This window comes from Hyphomonas sp. UBA3195, from assembly GCF_002366485.1.
In the GTDB taxonomy this organism is placed as follows: domain Bacteria; phylum Pseudomonadota; class Alphaproteobacteria; order Caulobacterales; family Hyphomonadaceae; genus Hyphomonas.
Map to the genome: position 1 here is coordinate 1 of NZ_DEXB01000042.1, position 17890 is coordinate 17890.

The following is a 17890-nucleotide window of genomic DNA, read 5'->3' on the forward strand; positions in this document are numbered from 1 at the left end:
ATCAACTTCATCGGCATCTACCGCTGGCTGATCCTCAAGAAGGAATCAGGCTAGAGTCCGAACCGGCCCGGATTGTCCCGGATCAGGGCTTCGAGTTTCGGCATGCCGTCTTTCAGGCCCTTGGCAAGCTGTTTGGAGACAATTCCGCCCAGGATCAGCGGCGCACTGGCCTTACCCGCCCAGCGCAGCTCGCAGCCTTCCGGCGTTTCAACGACGACATAGTCCTCAACCGCGGCCGAGACCGGCAGCGTCGACTTTTCAAACCGGAAAGCCATCCGCTTGCCCTCTTCCCAGGCAAAGAAGGTTTCCTCGACTTTCTGGTCCCCGATCTCGACGGTGCGCGTGGTCCCGACCCCGAACGGCTCCGGGCTCGTCCAGACCACGTTCGTAATCGGCAGCCATTCCGTCCATGCCTCTGCGTCCAGCAAGGCGGCCCAGACGGCGGACGCCGGAAATGGGAATGCATGTGCGACCCGCAGTTTCGGACTCACCGTCGCGAGATAGTCTTCGCCGACCGGCTTGTGCTGTTTCAGTGACTTGGCCATTCAGCCCTCCCCTCTTCCTGATTTCAGGCAGGATGGAAGCGCACCGAACGACCTGTCAAACCGTGCCGCCACGGCAGCACAGGACAGACCCTTGGCATTAGATCAGTCCCGCAGCAGTTCGTTGACACCGGTCTTTGAGCGGGTCTGGGCGTCGACGGTCTTGACGATGACGGCGCAGGCGAGGCTCGGGCCGCCATTCTTGTCGGGCAGCGTGCCCGGCACGACGACGGAATAAGGCGGCACCTTGCCATAGGTGATCTCGCCGCTGTGGCGATCCACGATCTTGGTGGACTGGGTGATGAAGACGCCCATGGCAATCACCGAGCCTTCTCCGACGACCACGCCCTCGACCACTTCGGACCGTGCGCCGATGAAGCAATTGTCTTCGATGATGGTCGGGTTCGCCTGCAGCGGTTCAAGGACGCCTCCAATGCCGGTGCCGGCCGAGATATGGCAATTCTTGCCGACCTGCGCGCACGAGCCGACGGAGGCCCAGGTGTCGATCATTGTGCCTTCGCCGACATAGGCGCCGATGTTCACATAGGACGGCATCAGGACCGCATTCTTCGCAATGAAGGCGCCGCGGCGCACAGCGGCCGGGGGCACCGCACGAAAGCCCGCGGCCTCGAATTCGGATGAGCCCCAGCCCTGAAATTTCGATGGAACCTTGTCCCACCAGTTGCCGCCGCCGGGCACGCCGGAAATCATGCCATTGGCATTCAAGCGGAAGGACAGCAGAACAGCCTTTTTCAGCCATTGATGGACAGTCCAGTTGCCGTCGCCATTTGGGCTGGCCACGCGGGCCTCACCGGAGTCGAGCAGGTCAATGGCCGCCTCGACGGCTTCGCGCACCTCACCCCGTGTCTGTGTGTTCAGGGTGTCGCGGCTTTCCCACGCCTGTTCAATCGCATTGGCCAGGGCTTGTGTCATCTGTCTCTCCGGGGGCAGGTCTTAGTCGAGTGTTTCAATCGCCGCCTCAAGGAAGGCAGCAAGGTCGCCCGTCACATAGTCTATGTGGTCAGGCCCGTCATCCCCCAACAGATCGTCCAGATTGGCAGGACGCGCCTCAATCGGCTCGTGGCTCCAATCCTTTTCGGAGTGCACCAGAACCGTCGTGAAGCCCATATCCTTGGCTGGAAGGAGATTGCGCGCGAGATCCTCGAAGAAGATTGCCTTGCGCGGGGCCACATCATGCAGCGCACAAAACCGATCATAGGAGCTCTGGTTCGGCTTGGGAGTGTACTCAGCGTCCTCGATACCGAAGCTCCCGTGGAACAGGTCTTCCAGCCCCATCTTGTCAACAACCCGCTCGGCATGGCGACGCGAGCCATTCGTGTAAACGAATTTCCGACCCGGCAGCGCGCTGATTGCCTGGCGCAAAACCGGCAAGTCCGGCAGTGGCGACAAGTCTATGTCATGCACATGATGCAGAAAATCGGCAGGATCGATCTTGTGCACCTTCATCAGGCCGGACAGCGTCGTCCCATAGGTTGCATAATAATGTTTCTGCACCTTGCGCGCCTCCAGCGGCGGCAATTCCAGCAGGCGCGAGACGAAATCCGTCATGCGCGTGTCGATCTCGGCGAACAGGTCGCACTCTGCTGGATAGAGCGTGTTGTCGAGGTCGAACACCCAATCCGTAACATGTCCGAAATTGCCGAACGGTGCGAGGTGTACACCCGCCTTTGGAGAGGTCATTGACTACCGGCCTTGGCGAAGTCCCGCTCGAAGAACTCAAACACGAGACGCTGGTCAACTGGCTCCGGTGCGGCAGCGAACAGCGCAGTGCGATAGGCGGACGCTTCGCAGTCATCCCGGCCAACGATCGCAAACTTTGCCCGGCCCACACAGAACGGATCCGATGCCTTTGCCAGCGTTCGGATGCGCGTCCCATCTTCCATCTCGCCAAAGACATAGTGCTCGGTGCCGCGAAGGGCCTTGTCGATCACTCGCGCGCAACCTCCCGCCTCGAGCATCCACCAGCCACGGCTCTCCCAGCCCTCGGTGCCGCGGCGTCCGATGGCGCTCCAGATCCGTTTGTCGGTGCGGTTGCACAGGGTAAACCCGACATTGCGGCCATTCTCCTTCGCCACCTGCTCCAGGAAGTCGATGAGGTCTGAATCCGACGTCGAGTCAGGCAGATTGTTCTCTTCCAGAAATTTGCCGATGGCGGTGCGGGTCTTGTATCCGATCCGGCCATCAATCGCGCCTGACAATACGCCCGCCTCTTCCAGCAGGCGCTGAATCCCGGCTGCCTGCGCGGTCGCGCGGTCATAATTTTCGATTTCGGTGAAAGTTGTCGTCCAGCGGGAGCGGCTGGAAATGTCGACCGCCCGGAAACCTCGCGCTTCCAGACCCATTGCATTGCAATTGGGCGGGCTTTCCAACGAGAAACCACCGGTGGGGTCCACGCAGAGTTCGCGCTCGCCGCCCCACTCTCTCAGGCCACCCCGATGGGCCGTCGATGTACGCCCATAGACATAATGGATTTTCGGATCGAGCGGCGCCCGCACGGCGACCTGACAGGAGCCTGGCTGCAATTTGGTCCAGCCATCCACATTGACGGAGCCGCCTACAGGGCGGCCAACCGCTGTTTCGATGATAAAGCTGGTCTCGTTACACAGCTTCCAACCATCGCCCGTCCCTTGTGCGTGCGCTATTGCGGGCAAACCCGCCGCTGCTGCAACAAAAGCAAGACCTTTAAGAAATGAGCGTACCTGCGCCATGTTCGGTAAATAGCTCCATGAGCAGGGCGTGCGGGGCACGCCCATCGAGGATCACTGCCGCCCCGACCCCATGTTTTACGGATTGGGCCGCAGTTTCAAGCTTCGGTATCATGCCACCTGCAGCTGTGCCGTCCGCGATCAGGTCAGGAATGGCATCCACGGCAATCTCGCGCATCAAATTCTTCTGCTTGTCGAGCACGCCAGCGACATCTGTCAGCAGGAACAGGCGGCTAGCGCCCAGTGCCGAGGCCAGCGCGCCGGCAGATGTGTCTGCATTCACATTGTAACGATGGCCATCCTTGCCGACTCCGACCGGGGCAACCACCGGAATCAACTGGGAGTCGGACTTCAGGAGCGCATCGATCACGCTTGTATCCACTGCAGTCGGCTCACCCACAAATCCAAGGTCCAGAACCTGTTCGATATGGCTGTCCGGATCGCGTTCGGTTTTCTTGGCCTTCTCGGCCTGGATCAGATTGCCGTCCGACCCGGACAGGCCAACGGCCTTGCCGCCCGCCTGATTGATCGCCCGCACAATGGATTTGTTGATAGGCCCCGACAGGACCATCTCGACCACTTCCATCGTCGCTTCGTCGGTTACCCGCAGGCCGCCCTTGAATTCGGACACGATGCCCAGCCGGTCCAGCAATTTGCCAATCTGAGGCCCGCCGCCATGCACGATGACGGGATGAATTCCCAGTGTTTTCAGCAAAACCACGTCGCGCGCAAAGATTGCCGACAGGCGCTCGTCCACCATGGCGTGACCGCCATACTTCACGACAATTGTCTTGCCAGCATAGCGCTGGATATAGGGCAGCGCTTCTGAGAGCGTCTGGGCGGTGAATTGCGCAGCGGAGATCTGGTCTGTCATGCGGGCCCCTTTAGCGCGGATCGCCGCCGTGACAAACTCGAATTCTAGAGGGCCCGATGCATGTACACGCTGTTCGGATCAAGCGTGTAGTCACCAAATGGCGAACAATAGACAAAGCCATACGCCTCATAGATGCGCCGTGCTGGCAGGAATCCGACCATGGACCCGGTTTCCAGATACAGCGCCGAATAGTTGCGCTGCTCTGCTTCGGCCATGATGTGTTCCAGCATGCGGCGGCCATGCCCCTGCCCGCGCAGGTCCGAACGCGTATGCATGGATTTCACTTCGCCCACACCGCCTGGCAACTCCTTCAGTGCCCCGCACCCAACGAGAACTTCCTCGTCCCACATTGACCAGACTGTCACGTCCGGTGCCCGCAATCCTTCCGCAGGCAGGAAGTGGCAACTGCCCGGAGGGGATAATGCCAACATCAAATTCGCGTGCGTCTGGAGAAGGGCCAGCATGGCAGGGCTGGTCACGTCATCAACTTTGATCTCGATTGGCATGAATGCACGGCTCCAGATTATTCTCCGGCGCACATGTAATCTCAATTCGTGGCGCTATTCCAGTCCGGCGATTTCGGCGCGAAGTTCGGGGATGCCCCACCCCTTCTCAGACGAAGTCTGGCGAACAACTGGATGCGCCGCGCCGCGTTTTTTCAGCTTGCCGGCGATCTCTTCAACGAGCTTTTCGACTTCGGACTTCTGCATCTTGTCGACCTTGGTCAGGACGATCTGATAGGTGACCGCCGACTTGTCGAGCATGGTCATAACCTCCTCGTCAGTGTCCATCAGGCCCCGGCGAGAATCGACCAACAGGAACACCCGGCGCAACGACGGACGGCCCCGAAGATAGGAGCGTGTCAGCCGCATCCAGCCCTCGGCCTGTGTCCGGCTGACCTTGGCATAGCCAAAGCCCGGCAGATCGACGAGGAACATGCGGCCTTCGCCGAGGTCAAAATAATTGATCTCGCGCGTGCGGCCGGGTTCCGCAGAAGACCGCGCCAGCTTGGCGCGATTGGTCAGCGCGTTGATGAGCGATGACTTGCCGACATTGGACCGCCCCGCAAAGCAGACTTCCGGACGATCCGCTGTGGGCAGGCCCTTCAGGTCCACCACGCCTTTGACAAACACGACCGACCCGGCGAACAGGACGCGGCCCGCTTCGAGCGCGTCTTCACTGAAGGCGTCTCCGGTTTCCATCAGACTAGTCCGCCGCTTTCTTCTTGCCGCGCACAAGTCGGCTGACAAATTTGCCAATCTCGGTGTCGACACCGTTCCGCCGCATGATGAAATATTGCTGCGCGAAGGAGAGCAGGTTTGACCATACCCAGTACATCACAAGGCCTGCCGCAAATCCGCCGAACACGAACATGAAGACCAGCGGCATGGCCTGAATGATCCGGCGCTGTGTCGGGTCTGGAGGTGGCGGGCTGAGAGTCTGGATGGCCGCCATGGTCACGCCATAGAGAATTGGCAGGATGCCAATACCAATGATGATGCCGATGATCGGAATCGCCTTGATGTCCGCGGCTGACCACCACGGGATGAGACCGAACAGGTTGCCGATGGCCGTGGGATCAGGTGCCGACAAATCCTTCAGGAAGCCGAAAGAGGCATGGCGCATCTCGATGGTCACATAAAGCGTCTTGTAGAGCGCATAGAAGATGGGAATCGTGAACAGGATCGGCAAACAGCCGCCGACCGGGTTCGCGCCTTCCTGTTTGTACAGCTTCATGACTTCCTGCTGCTGGCGCTGCGGATCGGCTTTGAAGCGCTCGCGGATTTCCTGCATCGGCTCTTGCAGCTTCTTCATTTTCGCCATGGACTTGTAGCTCTGATTGTAGAGCGGCACGAGCGGGAGCTTGATCAGAACCGTGAAGGCCAGAATCGCCCAGCCAAACGAGCCCACAATGCCGGACAGCCATTCCAGCGCATAGAAGAAGGGCTTGGTCAGGAAGAAGGCCCAGCCCCAGTCGATGGCATCCACCATTCCGGGAATACCCAGTTCGTTCTGATACTGTTGCAGCACTTCAAACCGTTTCGCACCGGCATAAAGGCTGTTGGCCATGGTCTGGCTTTCGCCGGGCGCAATCGTCAGTGGCGCGGATTCCGTGCGCACTTCCAGCGGCTGGCCACGTGACAGCTTGCGCTTGTCAACAAGGCCCGCAAAGAACTGGTCCTGTTGGGGCACGAGCGCGCCCAGCCAATACATGTCCGACAGGCCCCACCAACCGCCCTGGTCAGATGGGAACGTGCCTTCACTGGTCTCGCCCTTGATGTCCTTCAACTGGAACAAGGGCTTGTATTTCTTCAGGCGCAGTTCGCCGTTCACGACGCCCATCAGACCCATATGTGCAAGGCCGTTCTTGGCCGAGGAGCCCGGATCGGTTGTCTCAAGGAATTCCTTGTAATCCCCATGCCGCTCGATCGAGCCAATCGCGCGAAGCTGGCGCGCTTCGCCGGAATTATTGGTGACCGTATCCGTGAAGGTGAAGAGATAGTCCTCATCAACAGAGATCACCCGGTCGATGACAAGGCCTTCTGTCTCGAGCCGCAGTATCAACGGATTGCCGGGCGTCAGCTGCCCTTCCCCGACTTGGCTCCAGGGCGAATTGCGTCCTGCGACCAATTTCGATCCATCCGCCCAATACCAGGTGGCGAAATATCCAAACTCGGTGTTTTCCGGACGAAACAGGCGAACTTCCTGTTCCTTGTCGACAGTGAGGTAGTGCTTTTTCAGGCTGAGATCGTCGATGCGCGAGCCAGCAAGGCGGATCGACCCATCCACAGAGGCGGCATCAAACGGCACGCGGGCATCATCCTGCAGCGCTTCCTCGACCGGCTTGATTTCAGCAATCGCCGGCGCATCAGAGGCCACTGTCGGGCCGGTTTGCTGCTCGGCCTCGCGCACGGCCTGATTGGCTTCGAATTCTTCCTGGGCGGGCTTCATGATGAAGGCCTGGTAGGCAAAAACGAACGCGATCATCGCGACCATGGCGATCAGAAAATTGCGCTGGTCAGGTTTTTCCATCTGGCGGGATCCCGGCAAATCTTTTGAGCACGCCGGAATCGGCGGCAGGGGTTAATCAGCGGCGAGGCTTATCAGCGCGCTTTCCATATCGTCAAGCAAACGCGGCCACGCAATGTCAGCGGTGTCCATACGTGCAATGAAGACATAATCCCACCCCGGTTTTCCATGCTGCGGCAAGAGAACACGCGCCGCTTCGCGCAAGCGCCGTTTCGCCCGGTTGCGAATGACCGCATTCCCGATCTTCTTGGTGGCGGTAAATCCAGCGCCGGCATGCGCGCCCGGACTGGCCCCTTTACGGCGTCGCGCCTGCACCAAAAGGGCGTTGCGCCGCTCGGTTTTTCCGTGACGCACATAAAGAAATTGAGGTCGCACGCGAAGACGGGCGACCTCAAATTCGGTTTTATCTGTTTTGCTGGTCATGGCCTGTTGCCGCCTGCGTGAGACGGTCCGTGGCCTGCCGCCTTAAGCGGACAGTGACTTGCGGCCCTTGGCGCGGCGACGTGCCAGCACCTTGCGGCCGTTTTTAGTCGACATGCGCTCGCGGAAACCATGGGTGCGGCTGCGGCGAAGGTTGCTTGGCTGGAAAGTGCGTTTCATGGGTCTGCTCTGAAAGCTAAGAATCTCGGAAAGAGGGGCCAATACAGGCAGCAGAGGTTCGAAGTCAAGCCGAACCGACAGCCAGAACCGAATAAATCTGTCTCTCCGCGCCCAAGACTCTTTACATGGCCAGAGAGTCTTGTGAACTCTGCACGCTGAGGCTGGGCAAAAGAGTTCGAAGAGGTCCAATGCGGTTTCCACGCTTTGCCATCCCGTGCCTGTTGGCCATGATCGCGCTTCCCATCACAGCGCACGCACAGTTCATAGACTATGACCGTCTGGATGCCCGGCTGACGCGGCTCGCCGCAGATGAAGACATTGTCGGCCTCTCTGTTGCCGTGATCGACCGGGGCGAGGTCGCCTTTGCCAAAGGGTATGGCATCACCCAGTCGGGCGGAGAGCCCGTTACAGACGAGACGGTGTTTCGTTGGGCATCCTTGTCCAAAGGCGTGGCCGCGACCGAAGTCGCGATCCTTGCGACAGAAGCGCGCCTGAACATCACCGACCCGGTATCGAAATACGCAACCACGCTGCGACTTCCCAATGGCGGTGAAACCACGGCGACGCTCGAAGATGTGCTTTCGCACCGACTGGGTATCCTGCCGAATGCCTATGATACGCGGCTGGAAGATGGTTGGGACCCAGCCGAGATTCGCAACAGCCTGAAATCGCTGAAGCCCATCTGTCCGATTGGTGACTGTCACACCTATCAGAATGTTGCCTATGACAGCATCGCCGAAGTGATCGAGGACGTGACCCAGTCGCGCTATGCTGATGCCGTAGAGACCTCAATATTCAAACCCATCGGCATGGTAACGGCCAGCATCGGTCGCGCCGGGCTTGAAAACTCCCGGTCCTGGGCCCGTCCGCATTCAAAGAGCAGCCGCGCGCCCGGCCCGCCGCGCAAGAAAATTGTGAATGACGATTATTACAATGTCCCTGCAGCCGGCGGCGTGAACGGTTCGATCCGCGATCTTGCGCTCTATGCCCGGGCGCATATGGGATTGCTGCCGGATATCCTCAGTGATTCCGCCCTCGAACTGCTCCAGACCCCGCGCATTTACACGCGGCGCGAACAATCGGGCATGTCCCGACGCTATCGGGGTACAGTCCGGGATGCCCGCTACGCGCTTGGCTGGCGCGTCTACAAATACGGAGAGGCGGGCGACCGGGTGGTTGGCCATCGCGGCGCGGTGGAAGGCTACCGATCCTATATCCTGTTCGATCCGGACCGCGACACCGGAGTCGTCATTCTCTGGAACTCGAGCTCTCGCCGCCCCAATGGGATAGGGTTCGAGGTCATGGATATGGTCTACAACCTACCCTTCCGGGACTGGATGGAGCTGGACGCGCACGCCAGCGCAGGCAGTCGCTGACATCTCCCTCACGAGGGCGTTAGCCCGGCGCACGCAGTCGTGACGCGATCTTTTCCAGGCATCAGGCTATGCGGGGGCATCTTTCGCCCCATACTTCAGACCCGATGCTTATGCCTGATCTCCACTTTCTTGTTCGCCCGCTCGTTGGCCTGGCTCTGGCAAGCTGCCTCGCCCTGCCCGGTGTGGCGCAGGGAAATGACGCATGGACCCAGCTTCTTGAAACCTATGTCCATGAAAGCACGGACGGCGTGAACCGCGTGGACTATGCCGCGCTTTCTACCAGTCCCGCCGACCGCGCGACGCTCGACACTTATATCGCCAGCTTCGAGGCGCGTGACCTGACAGGCACGGACGATGCCACTTTCGCTGCATGGGCCAATCTCTACAATGCTGTGACGGTTCGCTACATCGCGGAGAAGTACCCGCTGGATTCGATCCGCGACGGTTTCCTGTTCGGGGGGCCCTGGAAGAAAGTGACCGTATTGGCTGGCGGCCGCGAAGTCTCGCTCGATGCCATAGAGCACGACATCTTGCGCCCCCGCTTCGGGGACCCGCGCGTCCATTATGCCATCAATTGCGCCTCTTATGGCTGCCCGAACCTGCTCACTCGCGCCTGGACGGCGAACACACTTGATGCAGACCTCGACGCCGCTGCGCGTGCTTACATCAACCACCCTCGTGGTGTAACGGTCGGAAACCGCGGCCTTACTGTATCGTCTATCTACAAATGGTTCGAGGCTGATTTCGACGGATCGAAAGATGGCGTTATCAAACACCTGCTTCAATATGCCGAGCCGGCGCTCGCCGAGAATATCCGCGCTACGCCCAAAATCCGCGGCTACACCTATGACTGGTCGCTCAATGATACCCGGACGGACCCTGCCAAATGACCGAAGAAACCCAACACGCTTCGCGCCCGCTCTGGTTGCGCCTGTGGCCCCTCTACCTGATTGCGGGTGGCCTGATCGCCGCATGGTTCTTCGGCCTGTTCGACTATCTTTCGCTTGAGACACTGCGCCAGCAGCAGGCCTCGCTACGCGCGTTCGTTGAAGACAACCTGATCCTGGCCATTGCCGCCTATGTGGGCGTCTATGCAGCCAGCACAGTCTTCATGCTGCCCGGCGCACTGTGGATCACGATCAGTGGCGGCTTCCTGTTCGGCCTTGCCGGCGGCACGCTCGCCACCGTGGTGGGCGCAACCCTCGGCGCCAGCCTGCTCTTTCTTGCCGCGAAGACTTCGCTGGGCGGCTTCATGCGCAAGATTGCGAGCGGCTATGCCGACAAGGTCCGGACCGAATTCCAGAACAGCCCCATGGCCTATATGTTTGCCATGCGCTTCATTCCGGCCATGCCGTTCCCTGTCGCCAATATCCTGCCTGCCATCCTCGGCGCCAAGTATCGTGATTATGCCATCACGACGGCGCTCGGCATCATACCGGGTGTGATCGCCTATACATGGGTCGGCGCAGGGCTCGGCGCGACCTTCGCCAAGGGCGAAGATCCCGATCTTGCCTCCGTTTTCCAGAACCTGCTTCCCGCCGCGATCGCCCTGGGCGTTGTGTCCCTGTTACCCGTCGCGTGGAAGAAGTTCTTTCCCAAGAAGGCCAACCAGATTGAAGAGGCTGCCTGATGTCCGACAATGCCGACCAAAATGCCCGTGCACCGCTCGCCGGATCGGCGGATCCAGACAAGGTCGCGACCTCCCCTGCGCCGCATTCGCCGGGCGCCGCCCCGATGCGCGAGATGAAAGCCGATCTTGTCGTTATCGGCGCTGGGTCAGCTGGCCTGTCGGCTGCGGCTGGTGCAGCCCAGTTCGGGCTCTCGGTCGTGCTGTATGAAAAAGGCGAGATGGGAGGTGATTGCCTGAATTCCGGCTGTGTCCCGTCGAAAGCCCTGCTCAGCGCTGCCAAGGCCGCCGCCCAAGTGCGCGAGGCTGGCAAGTTCGGTATCGAGACCACATCGCCAAGAATCGATTGGGAAAAGGTGAAGCTGCACGTGCGCACGTCCATCGCGACCATTGCGCCGGTCGATAGTCAGGAACGATTTGAAGGCCTTGGCTGCACGGTTATCCGCGAACATGCAAAGTTTGCCAGCCCAGACACCGTCATCTCCCCGACCACGCGGGTAAAGGCCCGGCGCATCATCATCGCCACAGGGTCTCGTGCCTTCATTCCGCCAATCGAAGGACTCGCCAACACACCCTACCTGACCAATGAAACCATTTTCGACCTGCCGGACTTTCCCGAACACCTTGTCATCCTCGGCGGCGGTCCAATCGGGATGGAAATGGCGCAAGCCTTTGTCCGGCTCGGTGCCAAGGTCACCGTGATCGAGATGGGCAAGGCACTCGGTCGATCCGACCGTGCCCACGCCGAGATCGCCATCGAAGCCCTGCGCGCCGAAGGCGTCACTCTTCTGGAAGGTTACAAGGCTACGAAGGTTGAACAGGACGGAAAGACCATCCGCGTCCACACAGAGCCAAAGGACGGCGAGGCCTGGACGGTCGAAGGATCACACCTGCTCGTCGCCGTCGGTCGCCAGACCGTTTTTGACGGCATGGATCTCGACAAGGGCGACGTCGATCATGACCGAAAGGGCATTATTGTCGGCGACAATTTACGGTCAGCCTCAAACCGCCGGGTCTGGGCGCTGGGCGATGCCGCCGGCCGCGAACAATTCACGCATATCGCTGGCTGGCACGCCTCGGTTTTTGCCCGCCGCGCCTTCTTCAAGCAGCGGACAAAAGCAGACAGCCTGCCGGTGCCCGCCGTCACCTACACATCGCCGGAAGTCGCCCAGCTGGGTCTGACAGAAGCCGAAGCCCGCGAAAAGCATGGAGACGATATCACGACGCCGAGCTTCCAATTCGAGGAGAGCGACCGCGCCATTGCCGAAGCTGACACAGACGGCGAAGTGAAACTGATTGTGCGCAAAGGCAAACTGCTCGGTGCGTCAATCGTCGGCAAGGAGGCCGGAGACTTGCTTCAACTGGTTTCTGTGGCCATGTCCAATGGACTTGGCGTGAAGGAACTAACCAATTTCATCTCTCCTTACCCTACCCGGGCCGAAGGGGTGAAACGCGCTGCCAATGCGCACTATGCCGATGTTGTGTTCGGAAAGAGCGCAAAGCGACTCGTCGGCTTGCTCCAACGTATCCCCTAGGCTAGTTCAGGCGGTGTGAACGACACCGCCGACCTGCCCCCGCCGGCTCTGACGAAAACCCGCGCCGGGGCGCGCTGGTTCGACAGCCTCTCATTTCGGTTGTTTGGCCTGACCATACTCGCCATTCTGGTCGTCGAAGCCTTCATCTTTGTGCCGAGTGCATCCGGTTTCCGTACGAGCTGGCTGACCGAACGCGTTCAAGCCGCCCGGATCGCATCCCTCGCCCTCGAAGCTGCGCCGGACCGATCGGTTTCCGAAGAATTGTCGGCAGAGCTCCTCAAATATGCCGAAGTCTGGGCCGTCACCGAAATGGAAGACGACATGCGTTTCCAGCTATTGCCAGCCCAAATGCCTCTGGATGGCGACATGCATATGCTCGACCTGCGAGAGGCAACATCCACGAACCGCGTCGCCAATACGTTTGGCGCGTTCTTCGCACCGGATGACCGTGTGCTGGTCGTCACCGCGCAGGGCGTGAACGAAGACCGGGTCATCGAAGTTCTGATGCCGCACGCACCGATGAAATCCGCGCTGTTGGCCTATGCACGCCGCATTGCCGCTCTTTCCCTGCTGATCGCACTTGCCGCCGCCACGATCATCTATGTCTTGCTCCACCTCCTCGTCGTGCGTCCCATGCAGCGGGTTACGCTGAGCGTCGAACAATTCAGGATGGATCCCGGCTCATGGACCCGTCGCCTGCCTCACACCAAACGGCGCGACGAAATCGGCAGGGCCCAGAATGCGCTGGCCGACATGGAGAGCGCCGTGGCTGAAAGCTTCCGGCAGCGCTCTCACTTGGCCGAACTTGGCACCGCAGTGGCCAAGATCAACCATGATCTCCGCAACTCACTGGCATCCGCCCAACTGGTTTCGGATTCCCTGGCCCGCTCGGACGACGTGCGTGTACAGAAGGCTGCCCCCCGACTCGAGCGCGCGCTCACCCGCGCAATCACACTGGCAACCGAAACGCTGGACTATGGCAAGGCGACGCCCCAGCCGGCAGAACTGGAGCAGGTTGAATTGCGACAGGCGCTCGATGAGGCCGCCGACGAAGCGCTCGCCGCCTGGCCATCGGTCGAGTTCGTCAACAATGTTCATATGCTGGAACATGTGATGGCCGATCCTGACCACCTGCATCGCATCGCCGCAAACCTGCTCCGAAATGCCGCCGAAGCCATGTCAGCGGCCGGGTCTGACCCTTCCCGCATCTTCGTCAGCTTAGAGACCAATGAAATCGTCTTTTCCGACACGGGTCCTGGCATGCCGGAGAAGGCCGCAGCGAACCTGTTCACCCCGTTTGCCGGCACGACCCGGCAAACGGGCAGCGGACTTGGGCTTGTCATCGCTAGAGAGCTGGCGCGAGCCATGGGCGGCGAATTGGTCCTGGCTGAAACCGGCCCCGCGGGCTCGGTCTTCCGCCTCACACTTGCGCCGCACGAATGACACGTCCCGACACATTTGCTGGAACCAAGCCGGGGTGAATGCATTGGTCCACCAGATAGCTGGACGGACACCATGACCCCCGAAACCATTGTTTCTACTTTATTTTCAACAGGCGCTGCGGCCGCTGCAGGACTGGCTGTTGTGCTACAGCCGAGCCTGCCCCGGCCTGACGTGACGCCGGTGGATCATTTTCAGGAAGCCGACTTTGCCATCTATGATCGCGACTTCTCCCTTCAGGGGCGCGACTGCGAGATTGGCATTGAGAAACGTGGCATCTGCCTTAGCGCATCGCCGCTGGAAGATTCCATCGTTCCCGGCATGATACTGCCTGTAAAAGTCCCTGCGACGAGTGCTGAGTTTCCAATCATTCTCGAGGGTTCCCTGAAAAAGCCGAACCTCCAGACCGTGCGATTTGGCCACCGCATCGCGCTCTTCAACCCGACCACGCGCGAAATCGTCGACGTGATGGATCTGGATGCGAAGAGTTTTGCGGAAGCCAAGAATATCAATCACCAGAAAGCCGAGTTAACAGCCGCATCTGCGCGCTCCAGCTAGAAACGCCCGCCCAAAACAGCCCCATAAAAAAGCCAGCCCCGAAGGGCTGGCTTTTCTTTGTCGAGAGAAACCGGACTAGTTGGTTTCGTCTTCGAGTTCGTCTGCAGCGTCGTCAATTTCTTCACCGAGTTCTTCAGCAGGGCCCTCATTGGTGTCGCAGGCTGCGAGACCGAATGCGCCAAGACCGAACAGAATTGCAATAAGTGGCTTTTTCATTTCCATAACTCCTTTATCAGTCAGCCCCCAGAGCGAAGGCGTCCCCCTGCAAACGTATGTGTGGGGGTCTGGTTCCAACGGAGCAGGATTGGTTTGACATCCCCCTACACACCCCCGGCCGAAATGCCGACGATCCTTCATGTCGATGACTGGCTGATCGTCGCGGAGAAACCGGCCGAACTGCTCTCTGTTCCAGGGCGTGGTCCGGAAAAGGCCGACTGCGCGCGCACACGTATCCAACAAACCTATCCCGACGCGCTGACCGTCCACCGCCTGGACATGTCGACGAGTGGCTTGTTGCTGTTTGCCAGATCCAAGCATGTGCAGCGCGCATTGTCCGCTGAATTTGAACAAGGTCGTGTGCACAAGACCTACCTCGCCGATGTTTGGCAGCCGCCCGTCGAGGATGCCGGCCTGATTGACTTGCCGCTTGTGAATGACTGGCCCAACCGGCCTCGCCAGAAAGTGGACCATGAAACAGGAAAGCCGAGCCAGACCAGATTTCAGGTCCTGACGCGCCACGCACAAGCTGCACGGGTTCAGCTGACACCCCTCACCGGACGCACTCACCAGCTCCGCGTCCATCTTGCCGCGCTGGGGCATCCAATCCTGGGCGATGACCTCTATGCCCATGATGATGCCTTGTACATGACCTCCCGGCTGCACTTGCACGCGACCGAGTTGATCTTCCGCCATCCGGGCACCGACGCGGCAGTAACCTACCAATCCCCCTGCCCATTCGAGACGCCTTGACGCTGCGCATCATTGACATTATCGTTTTTCGATAATTTGGAGATTAGCCATGCACGCCGAGATCGTTCGCCTGTCCCTGCACCATGTCGATATCAAGATCGTGAAAGATGAGCAGATGCACGTCCTTCAATGGCGACGGAACCTGCTCTGGGATGAAGTCGTGCTGGACGGCAAACGCCAGGCATCCAGCCATGGGCTGTTCGGTCGGGAGAAAGTATACGGCCTGGTCTTTGGCCGGGATGAAGAGGGCAAAGGCGGCCAGCAGGTCATGCTGTTGCTCGATCCCTCCACTCATGCCGACTGGACCGAAGGCACACAGCGCGTCAAAGGCGTCCGGCTTGAGGGTCGCGATGGTCCGCTCGTCGCTTACGGAACACTCGACCCCAAGACACTCGAAAAGCCTGCAACATTTGCAGACTGGATGAAGAAGAATATGGGCATGGAATGGGGCGACTCATCCGAGAGCCGCCCTCATTAGGAACTTCTAGGAATCCCGCGAGCTTGCCGAGACCGGAACGAGGCGCACCGTCGCTTTCCGGTTCAACGGCTCGACCAGGCCATTGGCCGCATAGGCGCTGGCCTCGCCTTTCGGCATGACACCAATCTGCTCAGCAGAAATCCGGCGGGCTTCCAGAGCAGCCATGACAGCTTCGGCACGGTCCTCGGAAACACGCTGATTGACGTCTTCCGGACCGGTCGCATCTGCATGGCCGGCGACTTCAATCCGGAAGTATTCACACTGAGCTGAATCCGCAGCCACAGCATCCAGAACCGCTTCAGCCTGATCGCCAAGCTGGGTAACACCCCGCTCGAAATAGATCGTGAATTCCTCGACAGCGCAGGCAGCGGGGGCCGTTTCATACGTGACCGGCTCCTGCGGCGGAGCGGGCAATTCTGCTTGGGCCGCCAGGGCTGTCATTGCGGCAGAAATTATTGTCAGGCTGGCGATTTTCATGGTCGTCTCCATAAGTGACTATGCAAACAGAAACGCCACCTCCCCCGCCCGGTTCCTTACAATCTTTTCTTTGTGCGCCCTTCATGGGCCTTTGCGGAGGCCGGATCGGCCGGCCAGTCATGCTTCGGATAGCGTCCGCGCATGTCCTTTGCCATGTCCAGATAGCCCGCCCCCCAGAACCGGCCGAGATCCTGTGTCGTGGCCACGGGCTTCCTGCCCGGCGACAGCATTTCCACCGTCACCGGCACCCGCCCTGACGCCAGGGTCGGATGCGCGCTCAGCCCATAGAAGGCCTGTGCCCGCGCAGACACCAGCGGCGCGCGATCATCGAGATAATCGACCTGCGCCGTCTGGCCGGAGGGCAGCGACAGGCTGAGCGGTGCCTCCTTGCGCAGCGCCTCCTGCACCTGCCAGTCGAGCGAGGCGATCAGGTCTTCGCGCACCGCATGGTGCGCAGGCACCTGCGCACCTTTCCGTTTCAACAGGGGGAACAACCAGTCGCTTGCCGTCTCAACCAGTTTCACTGTGTTCCAACCCGTTTCATCCAGGCACCCGGCTGTTTCAAGCATTGCAATCCGGGCCAGTGTTTCGCGCACCACATCGCCTGCGCCGATGGCTTCGAAGCCCTCTTCCGCAATTGCCTCAAGCATCGCGCGGGCGGCTACAGTCGGGCTCGGCTTTGGCAGCGGACTTTCCGACAGGATGATCGCGCCGAGCGCCTTCACCCGCCGCGCGGCAAATTTTCCGGTCTTTGGGTCGAAGGTCGCCCGGTCTTCGGAGACGATGCCGCCAATTTCCAGCGCGTCCGCCTCTGAAATCGGCGCGGCCAGCGAAATCCGCGCCTCTTTCGCTGCGCCGCCAAGGTCTGCAATCACCAGCCAATCCTGCTTCGCCAGCGATTCGGTCTCCGGCAGCATGGCTGCGCGCCCTGACGCCATGAGGTAGCTGCCCGCACTGCCGGGGCGCTTGCGGGCAATCTGGTCCGGCCAGGCGCGCGCCAGAAGTTTCGCCACATCCCCGCCCGGCGCAGCCCCCTTCCCCCAGCTTTTCGCCTGCGCCTTCAGGCTGCGGGCGCGTGGCGAACCATCGCGGCGGAACCCGGCCAGCCGGTCGCGCAGATCCGGTGAATTTCCGCCCATGCCCCGTTCCCCGGCAAGAGCCGCAATCTCCGCCGCCAGCGCGCGCGCTTCCGCGTTCGGAGCGCTCGCCACCAGGGCACCAAGCCGGGGCGGCAAGGGCAGGCGAGCCATTTCAGAGCCAAGCACCGTCAACGCGCCCGTTTCATCAATGGCACCTAACGTCGAGAGCAGTTCCTGCGCCGCCTTCAGCCGTCCAGCAGGCGGCGCATCCATCCAGGTCAGGCGCGTTGCGTCTCGCTCGCCCCATTCCGCGAGGGTGAGGACGAGCCCGGAGAGATCACTTTTCAGAATTTCCGGAACCGGCGCGGCCATCAGGCCCCGCGTCGCCGCCTCATCCCATAACCGATAACAGACACCCGGCGACAATCGCCCCGCCCGGCCGCGACGCTGATCAACTGACGCACGCGAGGCCTTCACGGTGGACAAACGCGTCCCCAGCCCGCCGGCGGCCTCTTCCGCCACGCGCGAGAGGCCGGAATCGATCACGATCCGCACGCCTTCAATGGTCAGCGCGCTCTC

21 protein-coding genes are annotated in these 17890 nt (G+C 60.4%); 8 read left to right on the forward strand and 13 right to left on the reverse strand.

The window, feature by feature from the left end; all coding sequences use genetic code 11:
* Positions 1-50: 50 nt before the first annotated feature.
* From B2344_RS12735 to rpmH, 10 genes are all read right to left on the reverse strand, one after another.
* Positions 51-545: an SRPBCC family protein gene (locus tag B2344_RS12735; protein WP_290480393.1), complete on the reverse strand. Its 495-nt coding sequence runs from the start codon at positions 543-545 to the stop codon at positions 51-53.
* A gap of 102 nt (positions 546-647) precedes the next feature.
* A complete protein-coding gene (gene dapD, locus B2344_RS12740) occupies positions 648-1475 on the reverse strand; it encodes a 2,3,4,5-tetrahydropyridine-2,6-dicarboxylate N-succinyltransferase (protein WP_290485344.1) in 828 nt (275 codons plus the stop codon).
* A gap of 21 nt (positions 1476-1496) precedes the next feature.
* Positions 1497-2243, reverse strand: a complete 747-nt coding sequence (locus B2344_RS12745; RefSeq protein WP_290485345.1) for a pyrimidine 5'-nucleotidase — start codon at positions 2241-2243, stop codon at positions 1497-1499.
* Positions 2240-3271, reverse strand: coding sequence for a DUF1036 domain-containing protein (locus tag B2344_RS12750; protein WP_206991900.1), 1032 nt, complete (start codon positions 3269-3271; stop codon positions 2240-2242). The genes B2344_RS12745 and B2344_RS12750 overlap by 4 nt, the downstream gene beginning before the upstream one ends.
* Positions 3246-4142: an acetylglutamate kinase gene (argB, locus tag B2344_RS12755; RefSeq protein ID WP_206991899.1), complete on the reverse strand. Its 897-nt coding sequence runs from the start codon at positions 4140-4142 to the stop codon at positions 3246-3248. The genes B2344_RS12750 and argB overlap by 26 nt, the downstream gene beginning before the upstream one ends.
* 44 nt (positions 4143-4186) lie before the next feature.
* Positions 4187-4648, reverse strand: a complete 462-nt coding sequence (locus B2344_RS12760; protein WP_198019835.1) for a GNAT family N-acetyltransferase — start codon at positions 4646-4648, stop codon at positions 4187-4189.
* A 54-nt stretch (positions 4649-4702) separates the two neighbouring features.
* Positions 4703-5344 carry a ribosome biogenesis GTP-binding protein YihA/YsxC gene (gene yihA / locus B2344_RS12765; RefSeq protein WP_206991898.1) on the reverse strand — a complete coding sequence of 214 codons (642 nt, stop codon included), beginning with the start codon at positions 5342-5344 and terminating at the stop codon, positions 4703-4705.
* Between the two features lie 4 nt (positions 5345-5348).
* Complete coding sequence (gene yidC, locus B2344_RS12770; protein WP_290483290.1) at positions 5349-7175, reverse strand: membrane protein insertase YidC; 1827 nt, start codon at positions 7173-7175, stop codon at positions 5349-5351.
* A 51-nt stretch (positions 7176-7226) separates the two neighbouring features.
* Positions 7227-7595 (reverse strand): ribonuclease P protein component, encoded by a 369-nt coding sequence (gene rnpA, locus B2344_RS12775; protein ID WP_290483289.1) that lies wholly within the window; start codon positions 7593-7595, stop codon positions 7227-7229.
* A 42-nt stretch (positions 7596-7637) separates the two neighbouring features.
* Positions 7638-7772 carry a 50S ribosomal protein L34 gene (rpmH, locus tag B2344_RS12780; RefSeq protein WP_034817532.1) on the reverse strand — a complete coding sequence of 45 codons (135 nt, stop codon included), beginning with the start codon at positions 7770-7772 and terminating at the stop codon, positions 7638-7640.
* A gap of 188 nt (positions 7773-7960) precedes the next feature.
* Between rpmH and B2344_RS12785 the strand changes: the two genes are divergently transcribed.
* The 6 genes from B2344_RS12785 to B2344_RS12810 all read left to right on the forward strand — a co-directional run bounded on the left by B2344_RS12785 (position 7961) and on the right by B2344_RS12810 (position 14308).
* On the forward strand, positions 7961-9148 hold the full coding sequence (locus B2344_RS12785; RefSeq protein ID WP_290485346.1) for a serine hydrolase domain-containing protein: 1188 nt from the start codon (positions 7961-7963) through the stop codon (positions 9146-9148).
* Positions 9149-9258: 110 nt separating this feature from the next.
* Complete coding sequence (locus tag B2344_RS12790) at positions 9259-10038, forward strand: DUF547 domain-containing protein (RefSeq protein WP_290485347.1); 780 nt, start codon at positions 9259-9261, stop codon at positions 10036-10038.
* Entirely contained in the window at positions 10035-10778 is a 744-nt protein-coding gene (locus B2344_RS12795) for a TVP38/TMEM64 family protein (RefSeq protein WP_290483287.1), read from the forward strand. The genes B2344_RS12790 and B2344_RS12795 overlap by 4 nt, the downstream gene beginning before the upstream one ends.
* Complete coding sequence (locus tag B2344_RS12800; protein ID WP_290483286.1) at positions 10778-12310, forward strand: dihydrolipoyl dehydrogenase family protein; 1533 nt, start codon at positions 10778-10780, stop codon at positions 12308-12310. The genes B2344_RS12795 and B2344_RS12800 overlap by 1 nt, the downstream gene beginning before the upstream one ends.
* Positions 12311-12325: 15 nt before the next feature.
* Positions 12326-13753 carry a sensor histidine kinase gene (locus tag B2344_RS12805; protein WP_290480387.1) on the forward strand — a complete coding sequence of 476 codons (1428 nt, stop codon included), beginning with the start codon at positions 12326-12328 and terminating at the stop codon, positions 13751-13753.
* Positions 13754-13825: 72 nt separating this feature from the next.
* Positions 13826-14308 (forward strand): hypothetical protein, encoded by a 483-nt coding sequence (locus B2344_RS12810; RefSeq protein WP_290485348.1) that lies wholly within the window; start codon positions 13826-13828, stop codon positions 14306-14308.
* 75 nt (positions 14309-14383) lie between these two features.
* Here B2344_RS12810 and B2344_RS12815 read toward each other — a convergent pair whose 3' ends face one another.
* Positions 14384-14524: a hypothetical protein gene (locus tag B2344_RS12815; protein ID WP_198019834.1), complete on the reverse strand. Its 141-nt coding sequence runs from the start codon at positions 14522-14524 to the stop codon at positions 14384-14386.
* A gap of 123 nt (positions 14525-14647) precedes the next feature.
* Here B2344_RS12815 and B2344_RS12820 point away from each other — a divergent pair, with 123 nt between their 5' ends.
* Both B2344_RS12820 and B2344_RS12825 read left to right on the forward strand, forming a co-directional pair.
* Complete coding sequence (locus tag B2344_RS12820; protein ID WP_242517440.1) at positions 14648-15277, forward strand: pseudouridine synthase; 630 nt, start codon at positions 14648-14650, stop codon at positions 15275-15277.
* 49 nt (positions 15278-15326) lie between these two features.
* A complete protein-coding gene (locus B2344_RS12825; protein ID WP_290483284.1) occupies positions 15327-15755 on the forward strand; it encodes a hypothetical protein in 429 nt (142 codons plus the stop codon).
* 6 nt (positions 15756-15761) lie between these two features.
* Here the strand turns inward: B2344_RS12825 and B2344_RS12830 are convergent, their stop codons facing one another.
* Positions 15762-16232 carry an OmpA family protein gene (locus tag B2344_RS12830; protein WP_290485349.1) on the reverse strand — a complete coding sequence of 157 codons (471 nt, stop codon included), beginning with the start codon at positions 16230-16232 and terminating at the stop codon, positions 15762-15764.
* Between the two features lie 56 nt (positions 16233-16288).
* Positions 16289-17890, reverse strand: a 1602-nt coding sequence (locus B2344_RS12835; RefSeq protein WP_290485350.1) for an ATP-dependent helicase C-terminal domain-containing protein, incomplete at its 5' end; no start/stop codon positions are given.